Source organism: Enterococcus dongliensis (genome assembly GCF_031927985.1).
Classification (GTDB): Bacteria; Bacillota; Bacilli; order Lactobacillales; family Enterococcaceae; genus Enterococcus_A; species Enterococcus_A dongliensis.
In genome coordinates, this window is sequence record NZ_JARPZC010000015.1 from 23579 (window position 1) to 41370 (window position 17792).

Below are 17792 nucleotides of genomic sequence, written 5' to 3' on the forward strand. Positions count from 1 at the left end.
TAAAGTCAGTAGAAAACACTGTTATAATAATGTTTAATAACCAATAAGAGATGCTAGAATTTGTAAAACAGTTTGAAATAGGTATAATTTCGGAAAATAATAAAATAACTAATAAAGGAGACTGTTTTATGAAAAACGGAACAAGTTTTGGACTTTCAGTAGTCGTTGTAATCGTAACTAATCGGTCGTAATACCTCAATTGCTGTAAATCTTTAATTAAGTGTATCCCTGAGGACCATTTCTTTCATACTTTCACCTAGATTCTTTTTGATACCAAGATTATACAATTTCTACTTCCAAATAAATTATTTTTGTGTCTGAAAATAATAAGTGTTACAGAATTAGAATACACAAAAATCTAAATAACACTAATTTAATAATCACACATCACTTTTATAGACAAGTAGACTTACACACAACACTCAAATTTCCAGTACTAAGAAACGGATGGTATAATGAAGGGGTAATGTAGGGGTGGGATAATTTTTAAATGATACTTATGAGATAGATATTTTCGTAAACCAGGGATACTTTATTAAATTATGAACCCCTTCATAATCCCTACATCTATTGATTTTCATACCCTACTTAATCCCTACATCAACCCTAAAAAAGAGGTTTTTTCAAAAAATCAAATGATAACAAAATGATAACTTTTGTGATAACATTTTGAAAACTATGTCATTTATGAGGTGAATTCGGAGAAATTACAATGGAAACCTCCGTGAATTTTCCAAAACAGCTGCATAAGCAAAAAATGGAAAAATTTTCTATCTGAATACCATCACCAAATGATGGATAGAAATGAGAATGGAGAGTTATGAGAGTGTAGGGTTACTTATGGATAGTTACGAGAATGGATACTTTTAAAAATAAAACAGATAAAACTATAGGAGGGAGTGTATATGACCACACTTTTTGTAAACAATCGGGCAATTGATTCTGAGGAATTAATAGACATCATTACCCAATCAAACGGAATATATGAGAACACCTTAATTAAGCTCTTGCAATGCAATCGTATCAGCCTAGAGGCACGGCTGAAGACCTTAAAAAAGAATAAAATAATATCTAGAGGAAAATTAAATAAACACTTCTATTATGTTAGTAACTATGACTTGAAACATATGAAGGATTTAGACTTGCAGTCAATGGTCGTTCAATATTTGGTTACAATTGGCTTGTATACCAATAAAATTCAAGTAATTGATTCACCTTATAAGAACAAACAGCTCTATCTTTCAGTATTTGCTTCAGGTAAATATAACTATAAAAATGATAAATCTATAAAAAAACTTGCAAATAAACGATACAATCAATTAACTTCTGAAGAAAATAGAAAGTATTTTAGTCAGTTTATCATCAACGAATTGACTAAATTCCCAATTAGAGTAGCTTCTTTTTCAGATATGCTACAAGAAAAATATTATACAACCTCTTTAGAAACTGTTGATATATTAGCTATTCCAACTAAAGAATTTATCCCTGCCATACAATCTAACTTAGCAGATGTCTCGTTTAGAAATTTGAAAAATAATACCACGCTTATTAGGAATGATATTTTAGTTTATCTGAATGATTCTAATGAACTTTGTTACTTTACGAAAGAAAATAATCAATATAAGTTACAAGCAATTCCCTGTATAGTTGATTTCTTCTATTATTTAACCTTACACAAAAATTCTAAAGATGCCATTTATATTTCTGATAATAAAACTGAGTATGATAATGCAGATAACTTGTATTTTCAAAGTTATTTAAATAAGGAAAAGTACAATACTGCTCAATTAAAAAAAGACAAGCAAAAACCACAATCTTAATTGATTGTGGTTTATTTACTTAAATGGGTCAAAATCTTCTAATTTCGCTTTGATATCGTCTTCTTCAATACCAGCATATCTTAAAGTTACTGCTTGGCTACTGTGGTTTAAAATTTTCATTAATGTTACAATATCTCCTCGATTATGCTTTAGAAAGAAATAAGAAAAAGTCTTTCTTAGTGTATGTGTGCCAATATAATCTAACCCCATACTATCAGCTACTTTTTGCATGATTTTGTAATATTGATGACTTGCCAAGGGTTTACTTCTATCTGAAGGACTTGGAAACAACCATTCTGATTGAGAATCATGTTCTTCATTTAAATATTCAATAATAGATACGGTCAATCTGTTTAAATGCAACGTTCTTCTTTTTCCTGTTTTTTGTTCAATAATTTCTGTTTGTGTTTTATTTTTCACGTCAGAAACCTTTAAATTAAGTATATCTGAAATCCGTAACCCTGTCTTTATTCCAATTGCCATAATCAAATAATCTCTTTTTCCGTGTTTGCCCTTTTGTAATTCTTTTCCAAATTGAATTAGCGTTTCCTTATTTTTTATCGGTTTGACATTAATCATTTTTTGTCCCATAAATTACCTCCCTAAGATGCACTATTTATGGATACTTATAGTGTATTTAAATATAAAAGTATCCATCTCCCTATAAATCAAAAATGAAAGATTGATAGAATAGGATTGGTGATGGATACTAATTATAAAAGTATCCCTGCTAAGGACCTTTATAGCATCATAATTTGGAGGTTGCAAATTTGTAGAACATAAAAGACGTTGATGCATAATACACTCAACGTCAAACCATTATTCAAATACTTGTTATATAAATATCCCCTTATCCAACTCTATTCTATTAGTTTTTTCAAATCCATAGTCATCATATATGGAAGCAATAATGATTTGATTATCTTTAAAATCTCTAGATAATATCTTCATAATGTCGGAAATATTTTTTTGGTCAACCTCTCTTCCACTAGGTGAATCCAGCACTATAGGCAGTTTGTATCCTAAATATTTCTGTAATTCAATAATATAAGCCATTTTGAAGCTAAAAACCATTTTATGGTATACAGCCCCAGAAAAACCTTTTAAATCATCTGTAAATATATAATCCCTATTGTCATCCATATATTGATAAATATCTAATTCTTTGGCATATCTCTGTATAGATAGATACACATTATCAATTATACTATTATTTATTGTTATTTTATCAAATATCATCTTTTTCAATTCTTTTTCTCTCTGTTTGAGTTGTTTGATGATTTTATCTAGAGATATCGGATTAATAATTAGATTAGCAACTTGAGAATCAAATTTTTGAATCTCGCTTTGTAATGAAATTAAACTACTCTCTTTTGCTATTTTATCTTGAACTTCTATTATTTTTGCTTCTAACTTTCTTTTTTTGAATTCTAATATTTTTTTTCTAGTATTTAACAACTCTTGATTATCCTCAAAATCAACTAAGTTTTCTTTGGTTACTTGTATTTTTTCTCCGTTATTTTCTATATATAGACGCATATTTTCAATATATTCAACAAATGAAATATTGTCTTTATAGGATACCTCAATATCCTTAATCTGTTTTTTTAATATATTTTTGTCCATAAGCAGAATATTTAAATCTCGTTCTAACTCGTCTATATAATCACTTGAAAAATCACTATCTTTAATATCCAGCAAAGTAGTTTTATAATCATATAAATTTTTCATTGTCTTATATTTCTTTTGTTCAGAAACGACTGATTCTAACTCTAATTCAAGAGTTCTACTTTCACGTTCTGCTAATCCAGAAATCAAATCTTTTAGATTAAAGTATTGTTTACCTATGACAATTCCTCGATTTAATAACGTCCATCCCTTTTCTTGGTCTAGATAAATCGCACCTAAAATATTGGATAAAACCTTCTCATTATCAGTTTCGAAGATAAAGCTATGCAACGACTCAGAATCGTTAGGTAAAAAAAATAAATGTGTATTTCCATTTTGTTTAAAATCTATAAATTTATCATCTCTTTCAAGAATAATTAATCCTTTGTTAGTCTCTATAGTTAATTTAGTTTTAACATTTTTGAACTTGATTCCTTTAGTTCCTGGTATAGAGTATCCCATTGAATAAAATAGAAGTCTTAGTAAAGTGGATTTCCCCACACTATTTTCCTTACTCACAACTAAATTAACATTCTCACTAAAAAGAAAAGTCTTCACAGAATTTCCATATGATAGCTCTAGGCTTCTAAAATACATTAAAGATTCACCTCCGTTATCATCTCATTAATCACCTGTTTATTGTTCAATATTTTAAATAAAATTATTTTTATCAGAGTCTCTAAAAGCTCTGCATCCATGGAATCAGTGAATATAGCATCCACATAACTATTCCAGTTTTTAAGCACAAAATAATTAATATTTTTTTCTCTTCTATTATGTGATTTTCTATGCACAGAAAAATCACCTATTACTTTAGTTGCAAAATCAAAACGTTCTGTCTGTCTATTAATAAAGTCCTCATATCTAGAAATTATGAGTTCAACTTCTTCTTTATCTAAGCCCAGTTCTTCTTCATAGTCTATTACAACTTTATCACTTTCCCTTAAATTACAGCAAATTGATATGACAGGCCACATCAATTGTCTTTTGGATAGATTTATATTAGTATCTTTGTCACTTGCGTTAAAGAATAAATCACTTTGCCATATTTCAAGTATTTCCCTAGCATAACTCTCTTTCATAGAGATACGGGTTAAAAAGTCTTTGAGTTTCGACTCTATTATTCTTTCTCTTGTTGACTTTATATTTCCATCAAAAGGCATGACTACAATACGAAAATTATCAATATCAAATTTCAAATTTTCTGATTTCTCAATTTCCTTAATTTTTTTCAAAGCTCTCTTTATAGATGACTCAGGAAGCTCTAAAAATTGTCTTTCAATATAATTTCCACCCATAAACATATAGTAATGAGACTGCTGTCCTCCAATAGGATTAGGATAGTTAGTAACAAAGTAAAGCCTCTCATACGATTTATTATTCGAGGCATAAATCAGAGTTTTTAACCCTTCCGAAAATTTTTCCAAAGCTTTCTTATCTATTCCTAAATCAGACTTTGATTTTGCTTGGATAAATATCTTATTACCTGTTTTTAGATTAAATTCAATATCTTCATCTTTTCCTTCTACTCTTACACTGTCAATATTTTGAATTTCATTTAACATAAAAAATATAGCTACGTTGATTTGAAAATGCCATCCAAAAATTGATGCTGAAGCATTAAAATTTTTCATACTTTAAATTTCCTTTTTTTATATTAAAACTCTTTTTATATTATAGCATTATTTCAAATAAGGTTGTTTTGAAGTCTAAAATAAATGATTTAATTCCATTTATTACATCAAATAAAACATCGTATTCTATTACTCGATATCATATAATGTTCTTAACTTTATCCTATGCCATAAAAAGGAGAATTTTTATGGCACAAATCAAACCATACAAAAAGCAAGATGGCACTATCAATTACATGTTTGACTACTATGTAGGTGTTAATCCTAAGAATGGGAAGAAACAGAAAACAACTAGAAGGGGGTTTAAAACAGAGGAAGAAGCTAGTTTAGCATTAGCGGAATTAAGTCTTTTGGTTGCAACTGAACAGTATGTACCTAAGAAACACCATACCTTTAATGAAATTTTCACACTATGGTATAAGCAGTATTGCAACTTAGTAAAGGAAAGTACTGCAGTTACAGCTAAATGTGAATTCAAGTATGCTATATTACCAAAATTTCAAGAAATGAGAATCCAAGACATTACTCCAATTTATTGTCAGCAAATAGTAAATGAATGGTATAAAGATAAACCAAAAAGAGCTAGTAGGTTTATTTACTATTTTAATAGAGTAATGGAACATGCTATGTTCTTAGAATTAATCTATCAAAACCCAATGGCAAATATTAAAAAACCAGTAACCAATCTTAATTTAAATCAGTATGAAGAGTTTTCAAATTTTTTTACTAAAGAAGAATTAATCGAGTTTCTGAGATTTACAAAAGAAAATTTTGATTCTGAAAGATATGCCTTTTTTAGAACATTGGCATTTACTGGATTACGCAAAGGAGAAGCATTTGCTTTAACTTGGGAGGATATTAATTTTGACGAGAAGTATTTAGAAGTAACTAAAACTGTTGCTAAAGGAGACAGAAACAAAACCCTAGTTCACCCACCGAAAACAAAGGCTGGTTTTAGAAGAATAAGCTTGGACGATACCACATTAGTAGCTTTAAAAACATGGCAGGAAAAACAAGCAATAAAATTTGATTTACCCAAGCTAAACCCTAATCAGATTATTTTTTCTAATTACAAAAATACTTATCTCGAATCAGGTATAACTAAAGAGTGGTTTTTAACAATTCAGAGACTATATAGGAAAAAAACTGGTAAAGAAATCAAAACAATCACAATGCACGGTTTCAGGCATACACATGCAAGTCTATTATACAAAGCAAATATCCCAATTAAAGAAGCTCAAGAAAGACTTGGACATTCTAATGTGAAAACGACACTGAATATTTACACTCACTTATCCAAAGACCAAAGAGATAAAACAGCTAATCGTTTTGCTGAGTTTATGAATGAAATATAACAAAATGCAAAATAAAAAACCCACTGATTATAGTGGGTTTGGGGTATTCAAAAGTTGCCTATTATTTGTTTTCTAGGGCTTTTGAGGCTTGGTCAGCTAGTGCAGTGAAAGCAGCTGCATCGTTAACTGCTAAGTCAGCTAACATTTTGCGGTTGATTTCGATACCGGCAACTTTAAGACCGTGCATTAATTTTGAGTAGCTCAAGCCATTCATACGAGCTGCTGCGTTGATACGAGCAATCCACAATTTACGGAAGTCGCGTTTCTTTTGACGACGATCGCGGTATGCGTAGTTGTATGAATTCATTACTTGTTCTTTAGCTGTTTTAAATAGAGTGTGTTTTGAACCGTAGTAACCTTTAGCTAGTTTTAATGTCTTTTTACGACGTTTACGAGTTACAGTTCCACCTTTAACACGTGCCATGTTTAATTCCTCCTAATAAATAAATCATTGAATTTTTTTAATTGTAAAGCGGGTTGCGCAATTATTTCATGCGTGCCAATTGTTGGCGGATACGTTTGTAATCGCCTTTTGATACCATCGACGCTTTACGTAATTGACGACGTTGTTTTTTAGTTTTCCCGTGGAAACGGTGACTTGTGAACGCGCGGAAACGTTTTAAACCGCCGTTACCAGTGCGTTTTACGCGTTTTGCTAAACCGCGATGTGTTTTTTGTTTTGGCATGACTAAAATTCCTCCTACTTTTCATTTCGCATACTCTTCAACTAGTGTTAAAGAAGCATTCTCAAAAATTATTGCTAGTCTTTCTTCTCTTTCGGTGCAAGCACTAAGAACATGCTACGTCCATCCATCTTCGCTTTTTGTTCCACTGTCGCGATATCGCCAGTTTCTTCAGCTAAGCGATCAAGAACTTTTTGACCAATATCTTTGTGGGTAATGGCACGGCCCTTGAAACGGATCGAAGCTTTCACTTTGTCGCCTTTTTCCAAGAATTTGCGTGCGTTACGAAGTTTTGTGTTAAAGTCGTTTACGTCAATCGTTGGACTTAAACGAACTTCTTTAACGTTGATCACTTTTTGTTTCTTGCGAGCTTCACGTTCTTTTTTCTGTTGTTCGAATCGGTATTTACCGTAATCCATAATACGTGCTACCGGTGGTTTCGCACCAGGTGCTACTAGGACTACATCAAGATTTGCTTGTTCAGCAATTTTTAAGGCTTCTACTTTCGATTTTACACCTAATTGTTCGCCGTCTTGTCCGATCAAACGTACTTCACGCGCACGAATGCCGTCGTTAACCATCATATCCTTTGCTATGGTCATTCACCTCCAAATTTTTTGAGAGAAAAAAAGCGAATAAAAAAACGAGTTCTTTACGAACCCGCGCGTAGTTTGACTCATCGAAAAGATCAGTCATTAACTATCTAGCCCAGCGAGATATTCGCATAAGGCGAGAAGCGGGTGCTTCTGCTTTCATTTCTCAACTTTAACAGTATACAAGTATTTTTGTAAGATGTCAATCACTTTATTCTTCTTTCTTTTTGTTTTCAGAAACTTTCTGTTGAGTTTTCTTCTGGAATTATGCTAACGTAGAGAATGAAGGAAGTGATAGAATGGAACAATCTTTTTTGAAAGAATTGATTCATTACAATAAACCAAAGGAATCCCCTTTCCGCTTAATTGGCGCAGGCCTTTGTATGATTAGTGTGTTGCTCACCGGTTACTTATCTCATCAACTAGCGATCGCTAGTTTTGGATCATTAGGTATTTTCACCTTTCTCTACTACCAAAGACTCCCATTAAAACAATTACTCCTACGCTTATTGATTATCGGCAGTTTCTTAACTTTAGGAAATTTTCTCGGAATGCTCTCCACACACGCATCTTGGACTGCTCCGATTGTAGTAGCACTAATTGGTTTTTTAGGACGCTTTTTCTTTCGGCTACACGAGATTGCTAAACCTGGACCTTTTTTTGTCGTCATGGTGACTGCAATGGGGACAAGTACAAAAATCACTTTAACGAAGATTCCGTTCATGAGCAGCTATTTTTTTATCGGTGTAATTTTCGCCTTAATTTTTGCATTTCTTTTGCATTTTATGGAAAAGACTCCTCTGCCTGTAACTAAAACGAGTAAATCCTTAAAAACACGGATCATCGCAGATCCAGCGGTAATTATTGATAGTCTTTTATATAGTTGTATTTTATTTTTCGCTGTATATCTAAGTATGGGATTACAATTAGAAAATCCTTACTGGCTAGTGGTCTCCTGTGCGGCTATCTTACAAGGAGATACGCTCCGTGCTATGGCTCATCGCAATGTCCAACGCATCTTCGGGACAATTATCGGACTATTGATTGCTGCATTTTTATTGAATTTGTCTTTGTCCATTTTTGAGACATTGGTCGTGATCACGCTGTTATTTGTTACGGTTGAATACTTTATCAAACGTAATTATGCCCTCGCGCAATTTTTCACCACACCGATGTCCTTGATGCTAGCCATGCTGGCGAAGCAACAATATCTTTATACCTTGATCCAATTTCGCTTTCTTGGCATTGTAATCGGCAGTCTATTGGGACTTCTTGCAGCCTATTTGATAAACACTAGCTTAAGTTTTTATAATCGAACGTTTCATTCGAAACAATAAAACCGAGTGGCTCCACTCGGTTTTTGTTATAATGAGATCAAGAAAAACGAAGGAGGTTCTTTTATATGTATCGATTGATTGCTTGTGATTTGGATGAAACATTGTTAGATAAAAACCGGCATGTTTCTCAAAAGACACAAGAAACCATAAAAAAAGCCGAAATTCAAGGATTGATCTTTACACCAGCGACTGGTCGCGGATTTTACTCAATCAAACAAACATTGAAAGAATTAGCTGCTGAAAATCAAGCAAATCATTACATGATTGGTTTTAACGGCGGGATAATCGTTGAAAATCAGGGACCGACAATTATCAACGATTTCCCTTTAAGCTTTGAGATTCTTACCCGTCTATTTGCATTCGGTGCCGCCTATGACGTGGCAATCCATCTTTATACATTTGAACAAACCTATCTTTATCACAGTAATCCTGATGAAGATGCGTATCTGTCCACGATTCCTCACGAAAAACGTCTGGATGATGATTTCAGCTTTCTCAAAAATCAAACATGTTACAAAGTGTTGTTCCAAAATTTGGACCGCAATTACTTAGAAAAACTAGAACAAGAACTGCCTGCTGATCTGCGAGCACAGTTAGAAATAAGTTATTCTTCCAACCGTTACATCGAATTCAATCCAAAAGGGGTCAATAAAGGAATGGCTCTGAAACTATTAGCCGAACACTTACAGATTTCCATGGATGAAACAATTGCTATCGGAGACAATATAAACGATCTTACTATGATCCAAGCTGCCAAATTAGGCGTCGCTGTGGCAAATGCTGTGCCTTCTATCAAATCAGCCGCTCAGCATACGACTATTGCAACACATGAACAAAGTGCTGTAGCTGAAGTCATCGAAACATTTATCTTAAAAGAGTTGTGATAAATCACAACTCTTTTTTATATTTACTTGTCGTCTCACTAAATCAACTCATGTAATCAACTCATGTAATCCACAACTTCTGTTAGCGTATTCGGCGCCATAAAATCAAAATCAACCATATGGATAGTCCCAAACTGATGATCAGCGTTATCAGCCAACCAACTTCAGAATGGGAAAACGGCAAAGGCATATTCATGCCAAAAAAGCCTGTTACGATTGTTGGAATCGTCAATAATAACGACCAAATTGTCAAAACTTTCATCGTATCATTCAAATTATTATTCAATAAATTATTATACGTGCCAGATAATTGATCCAAGATTTCGCTGGCAAGTTTGGTCATCTCCACTGCTTGTTTTGCTTCGATCAACGCATCATCCAACTCTTCTTTTTCTTTATCCGTAAAACTAGAAAAAATAGCCTGTACTTTTACTTGTTCTAACAGCACGGCATTTTGCTTTGTCGCCGTTACTAAATAAACTAGCCCGATCTCTAGATCGGAAAGAGCCAATAAATTTTTATTCGTCGTCTTTTCTCGCAAACGCTTGTTTAACTGGATCCGCTGACTGTCTACTTCCTCCACCAAAGGAAAATAATAATCCGAAATCAAAAATAGCGTATGGAACAATAAACTTGCCGTACTTTGATTGGGTTCATTTAAAAGTAAATTCTCAATGACATTTTCAACATAGGCCGTCCGCTCATTTATAAAAGAAATAAAATACTGATCTTTTAAAATAAAGGCCATCGGACTGGTCTCATAATGATTATCTTTTTTCAAAAGATTTGGTACATTAAAAATCAACAGCAATGCTTTTTCCATCGGATCGTACTCTACCCGCGCTCGTTCATTGTCATCTAAAGCATAGGTCAGCATCTCATCACTGATTTCATAACTAGCACGTAATTTTTTTATTTCGTGAGATTGTGTACTGTCTACGTTGATCCATGAACACATCTCTTGATTAAATGTTTTTTTGCTATCCATCAGGAACCTCCTTGGACTAAATCCTCTTACCTTCAGTATAACAAAAACAAACATTTCAGTATTCCCTTCTCACTTCTAACCATTTTGAATAATTTAGGATTGACTTTTTCAATACATCGCTTTATTATCTTTATATCACGATATACTTAATAAACGGAGGTATAAACTTGGAAATAGATAAAGAAGTTTTACGTGGATACATTGATCCCATCATTCTAAGTATTTTAGCTAAAGCAGATAGCTATGGCTATGACCTCGCTCGTCAAGCCAAAGAGCTAAGTTGCGGAACTTTTGAATTAAAAGAAGGAACTTTATACGTTGCATTCAAGCGTTTAGAGAAAAATAGTTATATAGTCAGCTATTGGCAAGAAGGTCAAGCGGCTCGTCGAAAATATTATCACATCACGGAAAAAGGCCGTGCCTTTTTAGACCACAAAAAACAAGAATGGCAATTTATCAAACAACTAATGGATACTTTTTATAAAGGAGACGAAAGAAAATGAATACTTCAACAGATACTAAAATCCAAAAATTTGCAGACGAAATGGTCAAAAAAAGTTTGAGTAAAGACCAACTGAGCTATCCGGAACGGATGTCATTGAAATTACAAGAACTCCATGAGAAAACAAAACAAAACCTCAAGCCTGATCGCAAGGAAGAAACAGATGAGATCGCAGGATATCTCAAAGACTATATGACTCAGTTGATGACTGAAGAAAATTTAAGTGAAGAAGATGCTTTAAATAAAGCAATCGCTATTTTCCGTGCAGAGCGCCCACTATCTGATGAAGAAAGTAAAGCACAAGAACGACAAGCTTATTATCAATCCATCGATCCGCAAATTGAAGAATCAATCGGTTTAGGTTATGCCAGCAATCTATTCATCGGAATTGTTCTCGGTGCAATTATTGGGATTTTTGGTCAGATTTTATATAGTGGGGACTTGATTGGGATCGTCTTCTTCTTAATGCTTGGTTTAGGATTATTATTAGGGATTGCTTTAGGTCTGAACAAACACAATCGCATCATCAGCCAAAAATAAGCAAACAAAAAAGCTTTGCCAAGAGAATTGGCAAAGCTTTTATTATTCGGCAGGAACACCTTGGACTTCTAAGATTTTTTCATCAATGATTCGAATAACTTCATCTCGTGCTTGAGCATCGTCAACAAAGTTCAAACGATCGCCGTCGATTTGGATCTTAGGACTTTCATTATAGTCTTCATACCATTGATCGTAACGGCTGTTCAATTCTTTATAGTAATCATATAAAGTAGGATCGAATTCTAATTGTTCGTATTCGCGACCACGTTTTTGGATACGTTCCATCATCGTTTCAAAAGAAACCCGGATATGTACTAATAAGTCCGGATGTTTTTTATGGGCTGCATAAGGCAATTCTTGCATCATGTTAGCTAACAATTCATCATAGACCTTTACTTCTGTTTCCGTAGCCCGACCAAGATCGGCATTTAGATGGAACAACAAAGAGTCTTCATAGATGGAACGATCTAAGACATTGTTATCATCTTGCATCGCTTTTTTAATGCTATCAAAACGTTTATTTAGAAAATAAATTTGTAGTAAAAATGCATACTGTTCTGGATCGGCATAAAACAGCGGCAACACTTCATTATCATCAATTGATTCATAAAAAGCTTGACTTCCTAGATGTTCTGACAACATTGCGGTCAAACTTGACTTCCCTGCTCCAATGGTTCCTGCTAATACGATCACGCTCATAAACCCCCAACTCATTTCATACAAAATATAGTGCGTATTTTTCAACTTATCCAATATACCCCCAATATCTTGTGTCGTCAAACAAAAAATCCAGAAAAATAAATATTTTTTTCTTCTAAGGAATGTTTAAAAAATCGTTGTTTTTCAAAAACTTTTCAGTAGTTTCGTTTACTTGTCGCCATTCTCTGAGTAAAATGTAAAGGAGATTGAAATGAATAACTGTTATTAGATAAAAATGATCCCCTGTTTGTTCAGGCGGAAATATAAAAATGCGTCGCCTTCACTAGTTATTAATGGTTTGAACTCATTAGTAACTAGTATTAAATAGGAGATTTGTTGGATTTTTCTTTAGGAAAAATCCTTACACTAAAACGAAATAGGGGTTTTTTTATGAAGTCGATTGGCACCGGTTATGCCAGCGGAAAAATCATATTAATGGGGGAACATTCGGTTGTCTATGGAGAACCAGCAATCGCCTTTCCTTTTTCTGGGACAGGCATCCAAGCAACCATTCGCGCAAATAAATTAGAGTCTTGGATCGAGTCTAGTTTTTTTCATGGACCACTTTCAAAAGCACCAAATACGATGCGAAATGTAACGATCTTACTTTGGCAGCTAGTAAAATATTTTAAAATTCCAGAACCATTTTATTTAAAAATCGAAAGCTCAATCCCTGCAGAACGCGGGATGGGCTCTAGTGCAGCCGTTGCAGTCGCTATCACTCGAGCCGTTTTTGATTGGATGGAAGAACCGATGACACAAAAAAAAGTATTACATTTTGTCAATCAAGCTGAAACTGTAGCTCATGGGAATCCTAGCGGAATCGATGCTACGACAATCAGCGGTACTGAACCTATCCTTTACCAAAAAGGGATCGGCTTCCAATCTTTCCAATTAAATATGGATGCTTTTTTAGTGGTTGCCGATACAGGAATCAAAGGTCAAACTCGTAAAGCAGTCAGAGACATTGCTCAGCTGATGGAGCTTCGTCCTTACGAAACAAATAAAAAAATGCAAACATTGGGCAAACTAACAACCCAAGCACAACAAGCCGTCTTACAAAACCAACCGCATATCTTAGGTGACTGTATGAATCAGGCCCAAGGATTACTACGCTTATTAGGTACAAGTAACCGACAGTTGGATCACCTGATCGAAACAGCGTTAGAGAACCAAGCTTTAGGAGCGAAATTGACCGGTGGCGGCCGCGGTGGTTGTATGATCGCTTTAGCAGAAGATGAAACTAGCGGACGTCGATTGCAACAGATTTTATTAGATGCCGGCGCACGGAATACATGGATTGAAGGGTTAGGTGTCTATGCACATGTTTAGCGGTAAAGCCCGAGCTTATACGAATATTGCCTTGATCAAATATTGGGGCAAAGAAGATCAAGAATTGATCATCCCAATGAACAATAGTTTATCGCTGACATTGGATGCCTTTTATACCGAGACCCAAGTCATCTTCTCAGAAGAAATCTCTGAAGATCGTTTTTATTTAGACAATCAACTACAAGACTCGAAAGCGACTGTAAAAGTGAGTCGCTTTCTTGATTTAGTACGCTCAAAAGCGCACTGTAACTTATCTGCAGTCGTTCAAAGTCAAAACTTCGTCCCTACTGCTGCTGGTCTAGCTTCTTCCGCCAGTGGATTGGCCGCACTAGCAGGTGCTGCCAGTGCAGCATTGAAATTGGACCTGGCGCCAGAAGAATTATCTCGTTTAGCACGCCGAGGGTCCGGTTCAGCTTGTCGCAGTATCTACGGCGGCTTTGCGGAGTGGCAAAAGGGCGATTCAGATAAAACTTCTCATGCAGTAAAAATTCCCAGTGCTGGTTTCGAAAATGACTTGAGTATGATCTTTGTTGTCGTCAACGATTCTAAAAAAGATATCTCTAGTCGTGACGGCATGCAACGAACCGTTGAAACATCAGCATTTTATCCAGGTTGGCTGACAAGTGTCCCGCAAGATTTAGCTAAAGCCAAAAAAGCCATTGCTGAAAAAGATTTTGTCGCACTTGGTGAAGTAACTGAAGCAAGTGCTTTGAAAATGCACGGAACAACATTAGCAGCAAATCCACCCTTCACCTATTGGTCCGCTGAGAGTTTGCAGGTCATGAACCTCGTACGCCAAATTAGAAACAATGGTTTGGCTTGCTATTTCACAATGGATGCCGGACCAAATGTTAAAATTTTAGTGGAGCGAAAAAATGAAACAGCCTTGCTGCAAGCATTAAACAGTCATATCGCTACACAACAACTAGTAGTCGCTCATGCGGGTCCGGCAATTAAAATTTTGACCGAAGCGAACGGTACAGCATCAACATTTTAAAGCATTATTACCTAAAAGAGGAGTCAGCCAAATGATCGAAGTATCTGCACCAGGAAAATTATACATCGCCGGTGAATATGCCGTAGTCGAACCAGGACATCCTGCGATCATCGTTGCGATTGATCAATTTATCTCGGTCTCAATCGAACCGGCTAAAAAAATCGGCAGCATTCAATCTGCTCAATATAGTGATCTACCCATCCGTTGGACACGCCGCAAGAATGAATTGGTCTTGGATATTCGTGATAATCCATTCCACTACATACTAGCTGCGATCCATTTCACTGAGAAATTTGCTCAAGAAAAAGGAAAGAAACTTGCTTTCTTTGATTTGAAAGTAACAAGTGAGTTAGACAATTCCAACGGCCGCAAATATGGCCTAGGTTCTAGCGGTGCAGTGACTGTTGCTACAGTCAAAGCGCTGAACGTTTTTTATGATTTACAACTTTCGCAGTTGGAGTTGTTCAAATTAGCAACACTCGCGCATTTAAATGTACAAGGCAATGGTTCCTGTGGAGACATCGCTGCCAGTTGTTATGGCGGCTGGTTAGCCTTTTCTACGTTTGATCATGACTGGGTCTTGAAACGATTAGAAGCAGAAAAACTGACTACTTTAATCGAAAGCACTTGGCCTAATTTACAGATTGAACCTTTACAAGTACCTGAAGATTTGCGCTTATTGATTGGTTGGACTGGCAGCCCTGCCTCTACTTCTGATTTGGTCGATCAAGTTCATCAATCTCGTTATGATAATTCTTATGAGAACTTTTTGACTGACAGCAAAAATTGTGTTGATCAAATGATCCTAGGTTTCAAACAAAACAATGTTCCTTTGATCCAAAAAATGATCCGCAGAAATCGGCAGTTATTGAATCAATTAACTAGTCTGAGCAATGTATCGATTGAAACAGAAGAATTAAAACGATTAAATGATCTTGCAGAAAAATATGGTGGAGCTGCAAAATCATCTGGCGCTGGTGGCGGTGATTGCGGAATTGTCATCATTGATAAACGTGCCGGTATCCTGCCATTAATGAGTTCATGGGAAAAAGCCGGTATCACGCCGCTTCCATTACACGTCTTTCATTTTAGGGAGGACACTCATGAATCGTAAAGACGAGCACGTCTCTTTGGCACGTGCTTTTCATCAAAAAAATAAAGAAAATGATTTCGATGCAGTTCGTTTGCTCCACCCTTCTTTAGTGACTGCTCGATCAGAAGAAATCGATTTACAGACAGAATTTCTCGGATTGCAACTAAGTGCTCCATTTTTTATTAATGCGATGACCGGCGGTAGTGAAAAAACCCAAAAAATCAATCACGATCTAGCCATCATCGCTCGTGAGACAGATTTGATGCTGGCTACAGGATCGGTCAGCGCTGCCCTTAAAGATCCTAGCGTGATTGATTCTTATACGATCGTCCGTCAAGTAAATCCCACTGGTTTGATCTTAGGAAATATGGGAGCAGGCAGAACCTGCGACGATGCTAAAAAGATCGTTGATATCCTTCAAGCAGACGCACTCCAGATCCATCTAAATGTACCGCAAGAACTTGTTATGCCTGAAGGTGATCGGGAGTTCCATGAATGGCCAGAAAATATCCAGAAGACCGTCCAATCTTTGACCGTTCCTGTAATTGTTAAAGAAGTTGGTTTTGGGATGACTCACGAAACGATCTCTCAATTGCAAACACTCGGTGTGAAAGCTGTAGATGTTTCTGGTCGTGGAGGCACTAGTTTTTCACAAATTGAAAATGCCCGACGCCCAAAAAGAGAATTACATTATTTAGATGATTGGGGCCAGTCTACAGTGGTTTCTTTATTAGAGGCACAAAACATTCCCGAAATGACCTTACTTGCTTCTGGCGGTGTTCGAAACGCCTTTGATATTTTTAAAGCTCTCTGCTTAGGGGCAAAAGCTGTGGGCGTTTCTGGGACAATTTTAGATCAACTGCTGCGTCATGGCATCGAAGCGACAATCGAAATGATTGAGGACTGGAAAAAACAACTTGAACGACTGTATTTAATGACGAATAAAACAACTACTGCTGATCTGATCCACAATCCAGTAATCCTGACTGGCGCTCCCAAAGAATGGTGTGAAACTCGTGGAATTGATTATAAAAAATTAGCTACTCGGAAATAATTATTCCTATTTAACACAATAAGGGACTGCGACAACTGTCGCAGTCCCTTATTTAATTCCTACAAAAATACGGATTCTATCTTCTAAACAAGCGTTGCAGCCAATTTTTCTTTTCACCAATACGAATAGTCCCGCTGATTTTTTTAGCATCCAACATCGATTGAAAGAAGATATTATCTTGTAACAGCAATTGATTGATAATCTTCAAACGTTTCAATTGGCGGATCTTCTTGTCATAAAGTTCTTGATCAGCAGGCTCAGATCCTTTGACTCGGATGTAATCTCTTTGAATGATTTTCATTATTTCATATTGCTGGGTAAGAAGATGATTGATCTGCTTGATTTCAGCCGGTGTTGCAGAGATTTTTGAATCCGAGGGGGCGAATCGATTCAGCGCGGCGACATAATCTTGCATATCTAATATAAAGATATGGTTCACCTTACTTGTCATCAGATTTTTTTCATTCGCCAAATAATCAATGACCGCACGTAGTCGAGCAGCCGATTCAGCTAATTCTTGGATCTCTCGTTTCAATTTCTCCATGCTCTCGAACCTTTCCTCTCATCCTGACTCCAGTCTATCGTTTTTCACAGACTATAACAATCAAAGCGC

General features: G+C 35.4%; 19 protein-coding genes and 1 other annotated feature. Of the genes, 10 read left to right on the top strand and 9 right to left on the bottom strand.

What is annotated here, in order from left to right; genetic code table 11:
* Positions 1 to 905 precede the first annotated feature (905 nt).
* Positions 906 to 1820, top strand: a complete 915-nt coding sequence (locus P7D84_RS10710) for a hypothetical protein (protein ID WP_306690274.1) — start codon at positions 906 to 908, stop codon at positions 1818 to 1820.
* A gap of 15 nt (positions 1821 to 1835) precedes the next feature.
* Here the strand turns inward: P7D84_RS10710 and P7D84_RS10715 are convergent, their stop codons facing one another.
* The 3 genes from P7D84_RS10715 to P7D84_RS10725 all read right to left on the bottom strand — a co-directional run bounded on the left by P7D84_RS10715 (position 1836) and on the right by P7D84_RS10725 (position 5122).
* Positions 1836 to 2411, bottom strand: a complete 576-nt coding sequence (locus tag P7D84_RS10715) for a tyrosine-type recombinase/integrase (RefSeq protein ID WP_192423908.1) — start codon at positions 2409 to 2411, stop codon at positions 1836 to 1838.
* A 243-nt stretch (positions 2412 to 2654) separates the two neighbouring features.
* The gene (locus P7D84_RS10720) at positions 2655 to 4085 is read right to left on the bottom strand and encodes a hypothetical protein (protein ID WP_302009414.1); all 1431 of its coding nucleotides are present in this window, start codon (positions 4083 to 4085) and stop codon (positions 2655 to 2657) included.
* A complete protein-coding gene (locus P7D84_RS10725) occupies positions 4085 to 5122 on the bottom strand; it encodes a hypothetical protein (protein WP_302009413.1) in 1038 nt (345 codons plus the stop codon). The genes P7D84_RS10720 and P7D84_RS10725 overlap by 1 nt, the downstream gene beginning before the upstream one ends.
* A gap of 188 nt (positions 5123 to 5310) precedes the next feature.
* Between P7D84_RS10725 and P7D84_RS10730 the strand changes: the two genes are divergently transcribed.
* Positions 5311 to 6477 carry a tyrosine-type recombinase/integrase gene (locus P7D84_RS10730; RefSeq protein WP_302009412.1) on the top strand — a complete coding sequence of 389 codons (1167 nt, stop codon included), beginning with the start codon at positions 5311 to 5313 and terminating at the stop codon, positions 6475 to 6477.
* A 61-nt stretch (positions 6478 to 6538) separates the two neighbouring features.
* Here P7D84_RS10730 and rplT read toward each other — a convergent pair whose 3' ends face one another.
* From rplT to infC, 3 genes are all read right to left on the bottom strand, one after another.
* Positions 6539 to 6901: a 50S ribosomal protein L20 gene (gene rplT / locus P7D84_RS10735; protein WP_311802429.1), complete on the bottom strand. Its 363-nt coding sequence runs from the start codon at positions 6899 to 6901 to the stop codon at positions 6539 to 6541.
* 61 nt (positions 6902 to 6962) lie between these two features.
* A complete protein-coding gene (gene rpmI / locus P7D84_RS10740) occupies positions 6963 to 7163 on the bottom strand; it encodes a 50S ribosomal protein L35 (RefSeq protein ID WP_010742869.1) in 201 nt (66 codons plus the stop codon).
* Between the two features lie 74 nt (positions 7164 to 7237).
* Positions 7238 to 7762, bottom strand: coding sequence for a translation initiation factor IF-3 (gene infC / locus P7D84_RS10745; protein WP_137604512.1), 525 nt, complete (start codon positions 7760 to 7762; stop codon positions 7238 to 7240).
* 27 nt (positions 7763 to 7789) lie between these two features.
* Positions 7790 to 7918, bottom strand: a sequence feature (ribosomal protein L20 leader region).
* Positions 7919 to 8052: 134 nt separating this feature from the next.
* Between infC and P7D84_RS10750 the strand changes: the two genes are divergently transcribed.
* Entirely contained in the window at positions 8053 to 9090 is a 1038-nt protein-coding gene (locus P7D84_RS10750; protein ID WP_311806408.1) for an FUSC family protein, read from the top strand.
* A 65-nt stretch (positions 9091 to 9155) separates the two neighbouring features.
* A complete protein-coding gene (locus tag P7D84_RS10755; protein ID WP_137604510.1) occupies positions 9156 to 9974 on the top strand; it encodes a Cof-type HAD-IIB family hydrolase in 819 nt (272 codons plus the stop codon).
* A gap of 82 nt (positions 9975 to 10056) precedes the next feature.
* Here the strand turns inward: P7D84_RS10755 and P7D84_RS10760 are convergent, their stop codons facing one another.
* Positions 10057 to 10962, bottom strand: coding sequence for a magnesium transporter CorA family protein (locus P7D84_RS10760; protein WP_311806409.1), 906 nt, complete (start codon positions 10960 to 10962; stop codon positions 10057 to 10059).
* Between the two features lie 167 nt (positions 10963 to 11129).
* Between P7D84_RS10760 and P7D84_RS10765 the strand changes: the two genes are divergently transcribed.
* Positions 11130 to 11465, top strand: a complete 336-nt coding sequence (locus P7D84_RS10765; protein ID WP_137604508.1) for a PadR family transcriptional regulator — start codon at positions 11130 to 11132, stop codon at positions 11463 to 11465.
* The gene (locus P7D84_RS10770) at positions 11462 to 12004 is read left to right on the top strand and encodes a hypothetical protein (RefSeq protein ID WP_311806410.1); all 543 of its coding nucleotides are present in this window, start codon (positions 11462 to 11464) and stop codon (positions 12002 to 12004) included. The genes P7D84_RS10765 and P7D84_RS10770 overlap by 4 nt, the downstream gene beginning before the upstream one ends.
* A 42-nt stretch (positions 12005 to 12046) precedes the next feature.
* On the opposite strand, the gene P7D84_RS10775 is transcribed toward P7D84_RS10770, so the two are convergent.
* Entirely contained in the window at positions 12047 to 12703 is a 657-nt protein-coding gene (locus P7D84_RS10775; RefSeq protein WP_246022696.1) for a deoxynucleoside kinase, read from the bottom strand.
* A 390-nt stretch (positions 12704 to 13093) separates the two neighbouring features.
* Here P7D84_RS10775 and mvk point away from each other — a divergent pair, with 390 nt between their 5' ends.
* The 4 genes from mvk to fni are packed head-to-tail and all read left to right on the top strand — an operon-like array spanning position 13094 to position 17179.
* Positions 13094 to 14035 carry a mevalonate kinase gene (gene mvk, locus P7D84_RS10780; RefSeq protein ID WP_311806411.1) on the top strand — a complete coding sequence of 314 codons (942 nt, stop codon included), beginning with the start codon at positions 13094 to 13096 and terminating at the stop codon, positions 14033 to 14035.
* Positions 14028 to 15032 carry a diphosphomevalonate decarboxylase gene (gene mvaD, locus P7D84_RS10785; RefSeq protein WP_137603794.1) on the top strand — a complete coding sequence of 335 codons (1005 nt, stop codon included), beginning with the start codon at positions 14028 to 14030 and terminating at the stop codon, positions 15030 to 15032. Before mvk ends, mvaD begins: the two co-directional genes overlap by 8 nt.
* A 31-nt stretch (positions 15033 to 15063) precedes the next feature.
* The gene (locus P7D84_RS10790; RefSeq protein ID WP_137603705.1) at positions 15064 to 16146 is read left to right on the top strand and encodes a phosphomevalonate kinase; all 1083 of its coding nucleotides are present in this window, start codon (positions 15064 to 15066) and stop codon (positions 16144 to 16146) included.
* The gene (fni, locus tag P7D84_RS10795; RefSeq protein ID WP_311806412.1) at positions 16136 to 17179 is read left to right on the top strand and encodes a type 2 isopentenyl-diphosphate Delta-isomerase; all 1044 of its coding nucleotides are present in this window, start codon (positions 16136 to 16138) and stop codon (positions 17177 to 17179) included. Before P7D84_RS10790 ends, fni begins: the two co-directional genes overlap by 11 nt.
* A 76-nt stretch (positions 17180 to 17255) precedes the next feature.
* Here the strand turns inward: fni and P7D84_RS10800 are convergent, their stop codons facing one another.
* Positions 17256 to 17723, bottom strand: coding sequence for a hypothetical protein (locus P7D84_RS10800; RefSeq protein ID WP_170999777.1), 468 nt, complete (start codon positions 17721 to 17723; stop codon positions 17256 to 17258).
* Positions 17724 to 17792: the final 69 nt, after the last annotated feature.